The organism is Streptomyces sp. NPDC087845 (assembly GCF_044742755.1).
In the GTDB taxonomy this organism is placed as follows: Bacteria; Actinomycetota; Actinomycetes; order Streptomycetales; family Streptomycetaceae; genus Streptomyces.
The window spans coordinates 1-1,623 of record NZ_JBIUVC010000053.1 but is presented as its reverse complement, the minus strand read 5'-3'; the positions used below and the strand labels follow the sequence as shown (position 1 = coordinate 1,623).

Here is a 1,623-nt window from a genome sequence, read left to right as displayed (position 1 = left end):
GGCACCGGCAAAGCAGCACGATCCACCTTCCCGTTCACCGACAACGGCAACACATCCAACACCACCACCACCGCCGGCACCATGAACTCCGGCAGCAGGCCCATGGCATGGGCGCGCACTGCCTGCGGGTCGGCCGTGCCCGCGACGTAGCCGACGAGCTGCGGCTGCCCCTCGGGGGCCGGCACGAGCAGGACCACCGCGTCGGACACCCCGGAAGCGGTGCGCAGGCAGGCCTGGATCTCTCCGAGTTCGATGCGGCGCCCGCGGATCTTGACCTGGTGGTCCTGCCGCCCGAGGAATTCGAGCCGGCCGTCCTCACGGCGACGGGCGCGGTCGCCCGTGCGGTACATCCGGCTGCCGGGGATCCTTGAGAACGGATCGGGTACGAAGGCGGTCGCCGTCTTCGCCGGGTCGCCGAGGTATCCGCGGCCGACGCCGGCACCGCCCACGTAGAGGTCTCCCTCGACGCCGGCCGGCACGAGCTCCAGCCCTTCGCCCAGCACATGGAGCTGGGTGTTGCGGACCGGCGATCCGATCGGAACGGGCCGCCCGTCCGCGAGGGGGCCGGCGGTGACCACGGCGTGCGCGACTCCGTCGGCGCACTCGGCCGGACCGTAGGCGTTGGTGATCGGGACGTGTGGGTAGCGCTCGAACCAGCGTCGGCACAGGTCGGCCGGCAGTTCCTCACCGGTCGCCATCAGATGGCGCAGGCTCCGCAGAGCGGGCACGGGCAGCCCGTCGTCCCACTGGTCCAGCGCGGCCCGCAGCAGCGAGGGGACGACTTCGATCACCGAAATGCCCTCGCCGTCGACCATCCCGAAGAGTGCGGTGGGGTCGGCGGCCGTGCGACGGCCGACCGCACGGACGCGACCGCCGACGGCCAGGGGCGCGAGCATCTGCCAGATGGAGATGTCGAAGGTGAGCGAGGCGTTCTGGACGAGGGAGTCCTCCGATGTGAGGCCGAGGTCCTCGATCTGGGCGGCGATATGGTTCTGCATACTCGTACGGCGCACCATGGCGCCCTTGGGCCGCCCGGTGGATCCGGAGGTGTAGATCACGTAGGCGAGGCCCTGCGCGTGCGGTGGGGATGCGGGCAGCAGTTCCGCCACGCCCGCCCGGGCGTTCTCCACCAGGACGGCCTCGGCCGCCCCGTCGGAGCCGGCGGCGATCTCCTCGGCCAGCGCGGCTTGACCGCGGCCGGCCAGGATCCAGCGGACACCGGCGTCGGACAGCAGTTCCGACAGGCGTGCGGCCGGTGACCGGGTGTCGAGCGGCACGTACGTGGCTCCGACGGCCAGCACTCCGAGGAAGGCGACGGTCGCTTCGATGCCGGCCTCGGCCAGGAGTGCGACCCGTGCCTCCGGTCCGGCTCCTCGGGAGCGGAGCCAGCTCGCGACTCCGTCCGCCCGGGTCACCAGCTCCCGGTAGGTGAGGGTGTCGTGGTCATCGGTGATCGCGACCGCGTCGGGGGTCCGCCCCGCGACCGCACGGATCTGTTCGACGACATCCTCGAAGTCCGCCGGCCTGTCCGTGTCGTTCCAGGTGGTGAGGAGCCGGTGGCGTTCGGCGGGCTCAAGGATCTCCAGCCGGGTCAACGACCGGTCGGGATCAGCCACCACCGCT

Annotated in this window: 1 protein-coding gene; it reads right to left on the bottom strand. The window is 71.8% G+C overall.

The window, feature by feature from the left end:
* A partial coding sequence (locus tag ACIOMQ_RS41415) for an amino acid adenylation domain-containing protein (RefSeq protein WP_402192902.1) occupies window positions 1-1,623 on the bottom strand: 1,623 nt, incomplete at both ends.